Origin of the sequence: Clostridium sp. LY3-2, from assembly GCF_024705715.1 — a bacterium.
Classification (GTDB): domain Bacteria; phylum Bacillota; class Clostridia; order Clostridiales; family Clostridiaceae; genus Clostridium.
Genome location: NZ_JAMDLQ010000041.1, coordinates 44,600 through 57,406 on the forward strand (window position 1 = coordinate 44,600; position 12,807 = coordinate 57,406).

Genomic DNA, 12,807 nt, shown 5'->3' on the forward strand with positions numbered 1-12,807 from the left:
AAAAAAATTATTCTTATAAAATATATGATAATATATTTAAAAAAATTAAAAGGTAATAGGAAATCCTATTACCTTACTTTATTAATTGCTTTTACTAACCATGCCCCAATTTTTTCGTTTGTCCATAGAGGTAAACTGTACTCTAAACATAAGCTAGCTTCCTCTAAACTACCTTTTGTATATGAACTAATCTCACCATCGAATACTTTAGTATTCCCGATTAAACATTCTATAAATTTAAAGTTATGTTTAACACCTTTTTTAAGGTACTTTCTAGCATTCTTTCTGTCACCTTTGTTAAAGTAGTATAGTACCTTACCAAATTTAAAGAATAATGAGTCATCATCTTTGAATTTATCAAATATTTCTTTAACATAATCATAATCTTGAATCATTAATGCTCTAAATATTATTGAATGTTTAACATTTCTTAAATCTTCAGGATCTAAATCTATTAAAGTTTTTTCTATTTCAAAACTCTTTTCATAATTTCCTAAAGCAAACTCATAGTTAGATAAAGTTGCTAAAACCGTTAAGTAAAAATCACCTTCAGCACAAGAAAAAATGCTATCTTTTAATTCTTTACCATTTTCTTTTAATTTTAGTTCTAGTTCTTCACTACATTCCTTTATTAACTTCGCGCCTTCTTCAACATTATCAAGCCCTAAAGCTAAACTGAATTTTTCTATAACTTTAGATGAATCGTCAGTATTAGGAGAAGATATACTGTCCTTACTATTATTTTCATCTATTTTCCACTCAGTAGAACTTTTTTCAATTTTTAAAGCTTTTCTAATTTCTCTTGATTTAGTTCCAATAGTTCCTTCTGAAACATCAAAGAAATCAGCAAGTTCATCCATATGTATTCCTTTTTTATTAAGAGTATCATTTACAAAAAATATAGCATGAGTTACCCCAGCTGCCCAAGTGTTTGTTTTACCTCTTGTTAAATTACAATTTTCACTCTGTGATAAAGAAGTTAATAATTCATCACATTTATCTGCGTACTCTTTATTTAAAACTTTTAAATTAAAGTCATTAATTTTTTCTGATATATCATTTACCCTACTTAATACTTCTGTAGGTATGTTATTCACGTTTATCATTTATTCCTCCTAATAAAATTAAAAAATTCTGTTTTTAATCACATTTTACTATTATAACTTAAATTTAATAAATTTTCACTATTTTTATGCCAAAAATAAAGATTAGGAAAACCTAATCTTTATTTCAATGAATTATTCGTGTTATCAACTATTTCTGTTGCTTTGTTTTTATTTTCATAATTTTTCTTATAACTTTTAGTTTTTTCTAAATTAATAAAATCTTGCATTGAATTTATTTTGTCCTGTTTCTTATTCATATTATCACCACCAATAATATGTTTCTCAAATTAGAAATTATTATACATTTGATAAAAGTGAAGGTATTTGTTTTTCAAATGACACACCTTCTTTAGGATCTAAATCATACTTTAAAGAGTAACTTATTGAATCATAAATAAAGTTTGAAGCTATTTCTAAAGCTTCAGCATCAGTTTTACCAAGCTGTATTAATCCAATATATGTAGAAATAAATAAATCTCCTGTACCACTAAAAGATCCACCTAATAGTTCATTAGTTATTATAAATGATTCTTTAGTTATATTATTAAAATATAAATTTGTGATTGTTGAATCAGATTTTATACCTGTAATTATAACTTTAGATGGACCGAGCAAGCAAAGTTTTTCGGCTATCACCTTTATATCATTTATATTATACTTTTTTAGATTCAAATCATAATCAAGCAAAATACAAGCTTCAGTTAAATTTGGAGTAATTAAATCACTATATGCAATTAATTCGTTTAGTTTCTTACATAATTCATTAGTAAAAAATTTATATTTTTCTCCATCATCACCTAGTATGGGGTCTGTTATTATAAGTGAATTCTTATTTTCTTTAACAAAATTAATTATTGGATTAATTTGCTCTATTGAACCTATAAATCCTGTATAGATAACATCAAATCTTCGTTTTTCATTAAGCCAAACATTTAAATATTCAGTTAGGCAACTACTTAAATCTTTAAAATAAAATTTATCAAAACCAGTTTGATTTGATAATATACAAGTAGGCACAGGTAAAACTTGAGACCCAAGTGCACTTATTATTGGTATTGATGCAGTTAATGAGCACCTGCCTACTCCTGATATATCATTAATGACAGCTATTTTTTTTGTATCTTTCATAGTATCACCTTTTTCTTTTTTTACATCTATAATATCATACCTTATATATATTTAAAAGTTACTTCACGTATCCTATGTTACAAACTTTTTTTATATTAAATTATATAATAAGATGAAGGAGTGATTAAAATGGCATGTAATTGTAGTTCAATTTCTGATGGAAAGTCTATAGCAGATCTAGTAAGGGGAAAGGGTTTTGAAAATATGTCTCCTAAAACAAATCATAGTATAATCTGTGGCTGTGGAGAAGTTTTTGAGATGAAAACCCTAGTATGCAAATGTCCTAATTGTAAGATGACATATGCTGTTACACCTTGTAGTTCAGATAAAATTGAGTGTATTAATAAATGTGGTATTAATTATTAAAGAGCAGTTAAAACTGCTCTTTAATAATTTTAGATTAATTTTAGATTAAAGATATTTTCTAACCCAACTTTTTTAACTCTGTCTTCAATTTCTTTTATATTAATAGAATATAAATTATTGTTTTTCATTCTTTGAAAGTAGAGTGAACCTGCAAAGGTATATCTTTTCTGTTTGCCTTTATTTAAAATTAAACTATCGTTTGCAAATGCTATTATATCACCAACAGATAGACTTCTAGGAAGCTGAAGCAATGGTATTCCTAATATCATTCGTACTGCATTATGCCCTGCTAAAGTCCCTGTAGCAATTGCTTCAGTATGTCCAACAAATAAACCAGATTTTTCTCCACCACAAAAAAGATTATTTACTCCTATAACTTGCATATCATTATTTCGAGGTGCTACTGATAAATATCTTATGGAATTCCCTTTGCTTCCAGCATAAGGATCAACAAACTTAGCTTTTTCTAGTCCTTCTATTTTTCTCAACTTATGAAGAGGATAATAAGTTGTCATCAATTTTGCATGTGCTGTATGAACAAAAGAACAACTAGATTAAGTACTCTTTTTTCGGTTTGCGTTGAATATAACAACATTAGATATTGTTATAGTAATTGTTGATATAAATATAATAATTGTTTGTGTATTTAATTCTTTTGAAACCATCGAAATTATTACTGTAATTAACATTAAAATTAAAGCTAAAATAGAAATTATTATTCCAATCATTGGAGCAGTTATTTTTTTAAGCCTTGATTTCATATCTATTTACCCCCTAAATATATTTAAAATTACATTCTACTTATTTCCATTATAATATATTTTTATCATTAATATGGTTATTATCAGTTCTATAAATTAAATATTTTATGAATATTTGTATATAATTTATATTTTTGTCTATAATTAAAATAATTCGATTAATGTAAATCCTTTATACACAATCACCTCAACAGTGGAAAAGGAAAAGGCAGGTGCTTTAATTAGTTCCTGCCTTTATAAATTATGTTTAAAAGTAAGCTTGATTTAAATATTATTTAATTTAATAGAATATACCCGATTGTTCTTTTTATAACCGATTGCTAAATATGTAGTAGAACCATCTTGTACTAGTGTAATTCCTTCACTTTCTCCTTTTTCTTTAATATGAAACTTTCCAACTATACTATGAGTTTTTACATTAATACAAGTAATAGTATTGTTCGTGTAATAATATAACATTGATTTATAATATTCTAATCCTTGTGGCGTCCCTTGATTAGAAATTTCAAATTGCTCTTCTAATAATTTTCCATTAAAGTTAAGTATACTGAATGTTATCTTACCAGTGTCTCCACCTTTTGAAGTATGTAGTATAAGTCTGTCTTTTTCATTGTCAATTGCTAATAAAGCAGCGGTACCAAATTGTTCTAAATTTATATCTTTGGTAATGTGCTTTTTATTGAAATCTACTTCATATACGTGAGTACGATTAGAACCTCCTCCATTTGCTACATAGATTTTCCCATTCTTTTTTCTAAATCCAAGATCTGCGGTATGACCAATTCCAATTTTACCAGTTGATGAAATTTTAATTCCTGTTTTACTATATTTAATAATTTCTCCTTTATTGGAACCTACATCAAAGCCTATATAAAAATTATCATTCCAATATGTTAAGCCTTGTTGATTAAGGTCATCATTTACATTAAATAATAAATTTACATATCCTCCATCGATTAAGTTGGGTATCATCTTATTAGTTGATCCAACTAATGTTATAAAAACTACTATAACAGCTATTGAAATTTTTAGTTTTTTCATGATTAATTTTATCCCTTCTATACACTACCAGTATTATTTATCAAATATATACAGAATAATAAATATAATTAGTAAGACTTATTATATATTTTGAAAAATTTCATTAAATTATGTATATAGTAAACTTATTTGGTTATAATTTAGCTATCAATAAATATAAAAAATACTCAAATACCCACCCAAAATAAAAAAGGCAGGGGCATTAGCCCCTGCCTTAATTTTATTTACAATAACCTAACCTTTTATTTGTTTTTAAATCTCTTACAGCCATATATCTGTATTTACCACTTGACGCTCCAATCCATCTAATCCATCTATACCCATCATTATCTATTACATAGTCGTATGAAACACTCTCACCTCTAGTATAAGAACCTTCAACTTTCCCATCTAAAGAGGGTTTATTTCTGATATTTAATTTATCAACAGCAACTGTACATACACCGTGTTCTGAATATTCTTTATCATATTTAGCATCATTATTAGAAGAGGATTGTCCTAAATTATTTAGCCCCTTATCTCTAATAGCTTTAGCAAAGTTTCTATAATCATAATTAACATCAACTGAATTAGTTCCAATTCCCTTAATAGTTCCATCTTCAGTATATTGCCACATTTCACATCCATATTTTTTTGCATTAGACTCTGTTGCTCCATACCATGCAATCCATAATGAGTATCTATCTAATTCATTTTGATAAAACTGATTATTTATGAAGTCTGGATTAGCATAGTTCATAGCCCAATATTTTTGACTTTCAACTTCATTACAAAAAGCTTTAACCATATCTGTAGCTAATCTCTTAGTTAATGTTACTCCATTTTTCTCAGCATAATTTCTAGTATCATATTCTAAGTCAAAGCAAACTGGGTATTCTACCTTATAATCTTTAATTGCAGCTAAACAATATTTTGCTTCTTGTCTTGCCATTTCAACAGTATAAGCATAGCTAAACCAATACACTCCAACTTTAATTCCTAATCTATTACATTCTTTAATATTTCTAATAAACTGCTTATCAATATTATTTTTTCCATAACCAGCTCTTAGCATAACAAAGTCAACATTATCTTTAACCTTCTCCCAATCTACTCTTCCTTGATGTTCTGATACGTCTATTCCTTTTAACATTTAAATTCCTTCTTTCTTCATTATATAGTTAATTACTTTTTAATCTTATATTTTGTAAACTTAGTCAATAAAAAAAGACCTCCTAGGTCCAAATTTATCGACTATATTATATTATGAATTTGTTTCTTTTTTGTTTATTACATCTATTCCTTTTGTAGTTGGATTGTTTAATACTCCTAAAGCTACGCCAATACCACATAAAGAATTTACTATATACATTACTTTGTCACTATCTACGCTAAATCCAAGGTTTGCAACTATCATGACTACAGCACTTGCTATAGCTACTATAGTTCCTGTATTTTTTAATCTTTTGATAATTTCTTTTACTTTCATTTTACATTCCTTCTTTCTTTTATTTAAATATATGTGTTTGGATTGCATAAAAAAAGAAGCCTACTATGCTTCCTCCTAATAATCCTATTAACCATTTTAATGCTGCAGTTAAACTATCTAAGCTTTTGACTAAGTTTTTAATTTCTATTTTCATTTCTGCTTGCCCTTGCTCCAATTTATCTAATCTATCTGCATGATTATTTAACCTTTTATCATGTGTTTTTAATTTATCCTCAACTAATTCTTCATGCATAATGCTATTCCTTTCTAAAAGTCCTCTCCTGTTATTTCTTTGAACTCTTCTGGTGTAATATCTCCATAAACATTCTTTTCAGTTTTTACAGCCTGTCTTAACATATCCATATCAGCTGTATAACTCCAAAATAGTTTCCAAAAATCCATACTAATTACCACCTTTCATATTTGCTATTTTTATATTTGCTATTTCATTTATTAAACTTTTATTTAATTCTTGTTGTTTCATATTATCGATTTTAACTTTTGCAGCTTCTTCGACAACTTGCTTATTTAACTCTTTTTGCTGCATATATGTTAATTTATCCTTTCCTGATTGTTCAAGGAGAGTTTTATTTACATTCTGTTGCTGCATTAAAGCTATTTTGTTCTTTGATATTTCCATCATTAAAATTTCAGTTGGACTTTTATCATCCTCTTTATTTTGCTTATATTGTTCGGATAGCTCTTCCTTATATTCAAATGTTTTAGTATCTGAATTATAGACATAAAAAATAGGACATTTTTCAAATATCCCATTTAAAACACTATCTTCTATTTCTATATCAGTTTCATTTTCTTTATTACTCGAATAACCTGTAACTCTCAAATCTAAATCTATTTGTACATACATAACACACGCCTCCTTATTAGTATTCAAGAACAGCTCTTATAACTACATCTGCTCTTTTACCTGTTTTATTATCCTTATGCCCTGCAATATGATCATCAAACACATAAATATATTTAGCTGTAAATGAATCTTCACCCATATCGGTTGGAGTACAAAAGTTATATCCTTGTCCATTTTTCCAAGGTGTATTTTTAGGAATATAAGTTAAACAAAAATTAAAGTCTTCCCCAGTTCCTCCTGTATTAAAATCGGACCATACTAAAACCCAACCATTAGTACATTGAGATAGCTTTTTAGTAGGTGTTATAATTTCATCATCCGTCATATGGTGGTACCCACGCCATAAAGGGGATGCTTGTGGGTCAAGTTGCACTTTCCTATCGGAGTAACATAAGTCACCATCATTCTTTAATTGTAAGTATTTTTGAGAGTTATTATTACACACGAAAACATCTTTAGGTCCTGAACCTAATATTGCCTTATTCCCATTCGCTGATGCTGCTATTTCTCCTTCAGAAGTAGATAAGTGACCAATGACTCTTAAATCTCTATATCCACCGCACTCTATTCTCGAATGAAAATCAGTTTTTCCACCTCCATCATAGTGAAAATCAATATATCGACCTATTTCCATTACTTGTCCGTTATCAATTATAGGTATGCAATTTTTAAACTCTGTTGCACTCGTAGCTCCTAATGGTAATCCATCTAAAACTACTGGGCCATAAATATATACACCATTTTTAAAATCATTACCGTAGTTGATAACTAACCTATTTCCATCTGCATCATTATATCCAACTAGAGCTCTTTTATCATTTACTTTTAAATCTCTATCAAAGAAACGCCATTTGCCTAAATTTTCAGGTGATAGTGCGCCTATATCCTCTGGAATCATATTAGTTATAGATTCAAAAGTATTATCTACTGAACTTCTTAATGTTCCTGGATACCCAAATTTAATAATTGGTTTTACTATATTATTAGAGTTTACATATGATTCTCTATTATAAAGTCTTAGTTTTAATCTTTTGCAATCCTTAATTTTATGATATATAGGTTCTGATAATTGATAATAAACATATGTTGGATGTGTTTTAAACCAGTTATAAAGATACTCCCATTTTTCTTCTAAAGGCATTGAGTTTGATGGGAAAACACCTACTAAAATAGCTGAGTGATCCATCCATCCACTAATTCCTAATATTTGTTTACTATCTGCATAAGCAGTATTAACAGGTAACGTATTACAGATTATATTACATATATTTTCATTTGAAAAAGTTACGCTCATTTTATCATCTCTGATAACAAATTTATCATCTGATGTATAGTAACTCAATTTAGTATTTGAGTCATCTATATTTATGTGGTAAGAACCTACATTTTGTTCTAAAATTACTTCACCATTTTTTTCGTAAACCCTATCACATACTCCATTTGGTAAACTTTTTAAACCATCTGTAATTGGTAATAAGATTTCTTTTTTATTAGAAACGTATGATTCAAACTCTTCTGTTTTAATACCTTCATTAATTTGGATTGTTGTTCCATCTATATGTTCTTCTCTAACTGAAAATCGAATAAAGCTTGCATTTTTTGGTACATTAAACGTAGGATATCTATTTGATATTGAAGGTAGTATTGTTCCTAGAAATTGCTTGTTACTATCATAATATGCAAAATAAGCTACTCCAAAAGTTGAATCTATCCCTTTATTTATAGTAATAGTTTTATTTCTATAATTAGAACAGTTCCAAAATTCTTCTATAACACTCCAACCGCCACTAACATTTATTGAGCCATCTTTTGCAATATATCTTTTATTTAATAGAGTTGGATTTTTGATATCAAATAAATTTTTTCCATTACTTATAATATTAACTTTATTATTATTTAAATCGCCAACTGATTTTATATCTTCAAAGTAAGAAGGGATTTCTTTGTCAGTCCAATCACCTTCAAGGATCATAGCTTTAAATTTAATATTTGTACTTAAATTACCTCCATCAGCCCATATGCAGAATTGTATTCCATAAAGACAATTAGTAATATCCGTTGGATTTTTAGAAGTACATTTCATTATTGATCTTCCAGTTAAGTTTTCAAATGAATTCTTCTCAGGGGTTAATATAGTTTGATAAGCACTCATTCCTAAAGCTGTTTTAGCAGTATTTTCTTCTATGTCTACAACAACCGTATAAGCTGTATTTGGTTTTAGTAGTTCCTTATTTTTTGAACAAAATATTCTTGTTGCATTTACATTCTCACCATATTTAAGTACAAATGAACCATCTTGAATTAAACTATTACTAAGTTGAAAATTTTCATTTTTTATTTCAGGCAATAAATTTTGAATAGTTTTCCCTTCTATAATCAAATCTTTAGTATACCCATCAAATTTTGTATCACATTTAATATTTGTTCCTTCAATAGTTTCATAAGTATTGTTGTATACTTCATTTGCTATTGTTCCATCTACAGTATGCTGCATAGCATCTATTAATTTGTTAGCTTTATCTTCAGTAATATTATATCTAGAGTTTATTTTATCTACTGCAGCATCCATTTGAGATCTCATTTTTCTTAATTCATCTTGAAAAACTAAGAAATCATTTGAGCTTATCATCTGATTATAATTAGTTGCGCTTTGAATAACCTCTACTTCAAAAGGTATTGAAGAAAGTCTTATATCACCTTTTAAAAAGATTATTTCAAGTTTTAATATACCTGGTGTTGTTAGCATTTGAGTTGTAAAATCTACCTCTATAATTCCTTTTAAAACATCTATAACTTTACAACTAGATAAGACACCAAAGCCGTCAGGCTTTGTACCCCCTACCTGAACTGTTAAACCTGTTAAATCAAAAGCTGAATTATTATATATAAGTCTCATTCTATAACTTCTAGCGCCTGTAGTATCTAAACTTTTACCTAATAATAATCTATTAAATCTTTTATCTATATCTAAGACTATAAGTTTATTATTTAATGCCATTGTTTACTCCTTTCTAAAATAAAAAGAAGTTACTTAAAATCGTAACTCCTTTTTAAAGTTTTATATTAATAAGGTGATGCTCCATATCCTCCATTAGAAGTTACTGAACCACCACCATTAATTATCTCTATATAAGGTCTTCCATCGTATCCAGCAACATGACCTGAATTACTGAATATTTTCCATTCTTCTTCTCTTCTTCTTACAAGTCCTGCATGAACTGAACCACCTGCATGAACCCATCTTTTAAATTGCTCGTGGATAGCTTCTCCACGCTCACCTGCTACGTATTTTTTTAGTAGAGTTGAATCAGAAAAAGCGGGTACTCCTAAGTTATAAGCAAAACTTGCAAAGGCATCTATTTCTCTTTGTTTTGGATTTTTAACACCTTTACTTTTAACTATTCTTAAAACCTGTTCGTAATAATCTCTGTTAAAAAATTTAGTTAAATAATGAGTTGCACTTGCCTCGCTAATTGGAACTCTTATGCCATTTAGTTCTCCACCTGTCATTCCGTACCCTAGAGTTCTAACTCCGACTGAATCATAGTAATAGTTAGGTCCAAAACCTTCTATACCTTTTACATAGTAAAGAATATTAGCACTCGCTTTACTTTCTGCAGAACCTCCTACAGAACCACCGCCACCAGAACTACTCTCTTTTATTATTCTTCTAGCTCTATAGCCAGAACCCCAGCTGAAAGCTCTTTCTCTTATTTGAGTTCCAGTATGTGCTGCTTCAACACACATATGACGACCATTACTTTCACCACTATACATAAATACGTGTTCTGTAGACGGAAATACTAAATCGCCAGGCTTTAAATCGCCCTCTGATACTTCTGTACCTTCTTTAATTTGTGTATATGTAGTTCTACTAATTTTAATACCATTGTCGTTATAAGCGAATTGCATCAATCCGCTACAATCAGTTCCACTATCTGTACCAAGTGGAGGATAATTACCACCCCATACATACCACTTACCTATAAGCTTTCTTGCACTATTAACTACTTTGTTTCTTAGTTCATCAGAACCGTCTGTAGTTTCTCCTTGTGGTGCATCTGGATCTAAAACAGTATTACCATGTTTGTTAAGTATAGGAACGTGTAGCCATAAGCCGTTATCTTGTAACTGAGCCACTAATTTATCATTAGAATAAAGAAAAATTGCTTTATCTGTAAAATCGGCTACCTTTTTCCCATTAGCATAAATAGGTACAGTTTTATCAGCTTTTATTACAGGATTATATAAGTTATAGTGATTCATTTCAACATTTTCTAAAATTTTAATTGGTGCTACAGCACTATCTTTCATAGCATTATATTTATCAAATATAATATACTGTCCGAACATGCCATTATCTTTTGGATAACTTATACCTACAGCACTATCAAAATCATTTGCCAAGCCGACAAAAGGTTTATCAGCATCATCACCTAGAATAAATGCTTTTAATCCCCCAATATAATCACTATCCTTTTTCCAGTTAAACAAGTCAATAGAGTTGTTATGAATTTTAATAGCCTTCTGCCCATTATTTTTAAACGTAAGTTCTCCATCTTGTTTTAAATCCATTTCAAAGTTTTCATTTTTACCGATTATACGACCACCATTTAAGCAGAAATCCCCAGTATCTAAGTTCCAATATGATGAACCAGTTGCATTTTGAATTACAACAGATGTTAAAATACCAGTTACGATTGTATCTGCTACAATTCCTCTAGGAGTTATTGCTGTTGTATAATCCCAATCTCTATTGTCTGGTGTTCTTTTATCAGCTAATAAAAGTCCTTTTGTTCCTGCTTGCATACATCCAAAGTTAGGATCATCAGGATCTAAAACTTCCATTTTCCATGCTACACTATCTAATTTTTTAGCTACTGTTTTTTGCGCAACTACTGGGGCTTTTAATGCATCTATTATCCCCTTAATTGAACTACCTTTTAAATATCCTTCTCCATCAAAGCTACTCTTTAGATTATCAATATTAATAGATGAATTTGCTTCTTCTTCTGATAGAGTTGTTAAATAGCTGCCAAGTTCTAAAGTTTCCATTTTTTCATCTAAAACATTATATTCAAATTTTATTAACCTAGCTTTTAAATCAATGTTTAATAGTTTATGTTTTATTGATACTTCATCACCTAGTAATAACTCTGTTAAAATTTTATAGTCTTTAAATTCATCTAGCTTTGATAAATCAAGAAAATCAACTTTATAATTAACTAACGGCTTATCTATTCCTTTAGCAAATTCATTTTCGCAACATTTAATTAATTCGGCTCTAGCCTCTTCTATAGTATCAAAACCCTCTGCATCATCTCCAGAATTATTTTGAGTACCTTTAAGTTTAATATTTTCAAATTTAATTGGTTTCTCATATACATGGGAATATTTTTTTATTAATGGACTATCTACCCAAGGTTTATTTCCAGATAACATTATCCCATCAAAGCCTATTGGTATTATTCTAGTGACTACACTTTCCCAACTAATCTCTTCTAATAAGCCCTGTAGATTTCTACCGTATGATATGGTAACGCCATTATCCATTCCAACTTTATAGTTTATAGAGATATTAAAGTTGTTTAAAAATAACTCCCCTCCCCATCTACTTAAGAACGAGTTTTCTTCACCAGATAAAGCTTCAATTATATTTTTGCAATAAAAATAAGATGTATTTAATTCTAAGATATTACTACTAGCACTAAAACCAGTATTTCTAAATATCTTATTCAACGCCTGTTGACCGTTGCAATTAACACATCTTACATCAAATATATTATCTTTATTATCATAATCTTTTATAATTGTATCAATCAAATCATAAAAGATATGTCTAGCTCTTACAGTTAATTCATCATCATCTTTTTCTATACTATAAATTCTATAGAGTTGATCTGGAATATTAATATACGGAGTTGGAACACTAACTACTGAATCTTTTTCAATTAATCTCCATCTACCATCTTTATCATATGGGTGTTTAAGCTCTATTGAATTTAATCCTGTTAAAAGTTCCATTGTTAATATACAATAAGTTGGTTTCAAAACAATGTCACCATTTTT

13 protein-coding genes and 1 pseudogene are annotated in these 12,807 nt (G+C 28.6%); 1 reads left to right on the forward strand and 13 read right to left on the reverse strand.

Annotated elements, in window-relative coordinates:
- Nucleotides 1-68 precede the first annotated feature (68 nt).
- From M4I33_RS13035 to M4I33_RS13045, 3 genes are all read right to left on the reverse strand, one after another.
- Nucleotides 69-1,106 (reverse strand): transcriptional repressor TCF25 family protein, encoded by a 1,038-nt coding sequence (locus M4I33_RS13035; protein WP_257917202.1) that lies wholly within the window; start codon nt 1,104-1,106, stop codon nt 69-71.
- A gap of 119 nt (nt 1,107-1,225) precedes the next feature.
- A complete protein-coding gene (locus tag M4I33_RS13040) occupies nt 1,226-1,363 on the reverse strand; it encodes a hypothetical protein (RefSeq protein WP_257917203.1) in 138 nt (45 codons plus the stop codon).
- Between the two features lie 40 nt (nt 1,364-1,403).
- Nucleotides 1,404-2,234, reverse strand: a complete 831-nt coding sequence (locus M4I33_RS13045; protein WP_257917204.1) for a pyridoxamine kinase — start codon at nt 2,232-2,234, stop codon at nt 1,404-1,406.
- Between the two features lie 129 nt (nt 2,235-2,363).
- Between M4I33_RS13045 and M4I33_RS13050 the strand changes: the two genes are divergently transcribed.
- Nucleotides 2,364-2,600 (forward strand): hypothetical protein, encoded by a 237-nt coding sequence (locus M4I33_RS13050; RefSeq protein WP_257917205.1) that lies wholly within the window; start codon nt 2,364-2,366, stop codon nt 2,598-2,600.
- A 29-nt stretch (nt 2,601-2,629) separates the two neighbouring features.
- On the opposite strand, the pseudogene M4I33_RS13055 reads toward M4I33_RS13050, so the two are convergent.
- The 10 genes and pseudogenes from M4I33_RS13055 to M4I33_RS13100 all read right to left on the reverse strand — a co-directional run.
- Nucleotides 2,630-3,133 (reverse strand): annotated as a pseudogene (locus tag M4I33_RS13055) (FAD-dependent oxidoreductase); the annotation flags it as partial.
- 21 nt (nt 3,134-3,154) lie between these two features.
- Nucleotides 3,155-3,361: a hypothetical protein gene (locus tag M4I33_RS13060; protein ID WP_257917206.1), complete on the reverse strand. Its 207-nt coding sequence runs from the start codon at nt 3,359-3,361 to the stop codon at nt 3,155-3,157.
- Nucleotides 3,362-3,625: 264 nt separating this feature from the next.
- Nucleotides 3,626-4,402: a hypothetical protein gene (locus tag M4I33_RS13065; RefSeq protein WP_257917207.1), complete on the reverse strand. Its 777-nt coding sequence runs from the start codon at nt 4,400-4,402 to the stop codon at nt 3,626-3,628.
- 220 nt (nt 4,403-4,622) lie between these two features.
- Complete coding sequence (locus M4I33_RS13070; RefSeq protein ID WP_257917208.1) at nt 4,623-5,534, reverse strand: GH25 family lysozyme; 912 nt, start codon at nt 5,532-5,534, stop codon at nt 4,623-4,625.
- A 111-nt stretch (nt 5,535-5,645) separates the two neighbouring features.
- Entirely contained in the window at nt 5,646-5,870 is a 225-nt protein-coding gene (locus M4I33_RS13075) for a phage holin family protein (RefSeq protein ID WP_257917209.1), read from the reverse strand.
- A 19-nt stretch (nt 5,871-5,889) separates the two neighbouring features.
- Nucleotides 5,890-6,123, reverse strand: a complete 234-nt coding sequence (locus M4I33_RS13080) for a hemolysin XhlA family protein (RefSeq protein WP_257917210.1) — start codon at nt 6,121-6,123, stop codon at nt 5,890-5,892.
- A 14-nt stretch (nt 6,124-6,137) separates the two neighbouring features.
- Nucleotides 6,138-6,272, reverse strand: coding sequence for an XkdX family protein (locus tag M4I33_RS13085; RefSeq protein WP_257917211.1), 135 nt, complete (start codon nt 6,270-6,272; stop codon nt 6,138-6,140).
- 1 nt (nt 6,273) lies between these two features.
- Entirely contained in the window at nt 6,274-6,738 is a 465-nt protein-coding gene (locus tag M4I33_RS13090) for a hypothetical protein (protein WP_257917212.1), read from the reverse strand.
- A gap of 16 nt (nt 6,739-6,754) precedes the next feature.
- Entirely contained in the window at nt 6,755-9,736 is a 2,982-nt protein-coding gene (locus tag M4I33_RS13095; protein WP_257917213.1) for a phage baseplate upper protein, read from the reverse strand.
- A 65-nt stretch (nt 9,737-9,801) separates the two neighbouring features.
- The gene (locus M4I33_RS13100) at nt 9,802-12,789 is read right to left on the reverse strand and encodes a phage tail spike protein (protein WP_257917214.1); all 2,988 of its coding nucleotides are present in this window, start codon (nt 12,787-12,789) and stop codon (nt 9,802-9,804) included.
- Nucleotides 12,790-12,807 lie beyond the last annotated feature (18 nt).

Coding starts and splice junctions, on each gene's coding strand:
- M4I33_RS13035 (WP_257917202.1), bottom strand. CDS start 1,106: ATGATAAACGTGAATAACATACCTACAGAAGTATTAAGTAGGGTAAAT.
- M4I33_RS13040 (WP_257917203.1), bottom strand. CDS start 1,363: ATGAATAAGAAACAGGACAAAATAAATTCAATGCAAGATTTTATTAAT.
- M4I33_RS13045 (WP_257917204.1), bottom strand. CDS start 2,234: ATGAAAGATACAAAAAAAATAGCTGTCATTAATGATATATCAGGAGTA.
- M4I33_RS13050 (WP_257917205.1), top strand. CDS start 2,364: ATGGCATGTAATTGTAGTTCAATTTCTGATGGAAAGTCTATAGCAGAT.
- M4I33_RS13060 (WP_257917206.1), bottom strand. CDS start 3,361: ATGAAATCAAGGCTTAAAAAAATAACTGCTCCAATGATTGGAATAATA.
- M4I33_RS13065 (WP_257917207.1), bottom strand. CDS start 4,402: ATGAAAAAACTAAAAATTTCAATAGCTGTTATAGTAGTTTTTATAACA.
- M4I33_RS13070 (WP_257917208.1), bottom strand. CDS start 5,534: ATGTTAAAAGGAATAGACGTATCAGAACATCAAGGAAGAGTAGATTGG.
- M4I33_RS13075 (WP_257917209.1), bottom strand. CDS start 5,870: ATGAAAGTAAAAGAAATTATCAAAAGATTAAAAAATACAGGAACTATA.
- M4I33_RS13080 (WP_257917210.1), bottom strand. CDS start 6,123: ATGCATGAAGAATTAGTTGAGGATAAATTAAAAACACATGATAAAAGG.
- M4I33_RS13085 (WP_257917211.1), bottom strand. CDS start 6,272: ATGGATTTTTGGAAACTATTTTGGAGTTATACAGCTGATATGGATATG.
- M4I33_RS13090 (WP_257917212.1), bottom strand. CDS start 6,738: ATGTATGTACAAATAGATTTAGATTTGAGAGTTACAGGTTATTCGAGT.
- M4I33_RS13095 (WP_257917213.1), bottom strand. CDS start 9,736: ATGGCATTAAATAATAAACTTATAGTCTTAGATATAGATAAAAGATTT.